Here is a 262-nt window from a genome sequence, read left to right on the forward strand (position 1 = left end):
TAGGGGGTGAGGGCCCGCACCACGCGGCGAGCCAGATTGGCGATGCTCATGACAAATCCTTTTGCTGCTGGTTTGAAAGTGCGTTCAATCTCAGGGTCACGGCATTCTTGTGGGCATCGAGCCCCTCCGCATCGGCGATGCGCTGGACGATGGGACCAAGGCCCTGGATCCCCTCGATGCTCAGCTCCTGCACAGTGTAGCGGCGCTGATAATCAGCGAGCCCCAGGCTTGAACAGGTGCGGGCATAGCCGTAGGTGGGCAG

1 protein-coding gene is annotated in these 262 nt (G+C 61.5%); it reads right to left on the minus strand.

The genetic code is table 11. The features are described 5' to 3' along the window. Nucleotides 1–46: 46 nt before the first annotated feature. Nucleotides 47–262 (minus strand): histidinol dehydrogenase (locus B4920_RS26660; protein WP_139379708.1); only part of this gene is annotated, 216 nt, incomplete at its 5' end.

The organism is Zoogloea sp. LCSB751, assembly GCF_002028455.1.
Taxonomy (GTDB): domain Bacteria; phylum Pseudomonadota; class Gammaproteobacteria; order Burkholderiales; family Rhodocyclaceae; genus Zoogloea.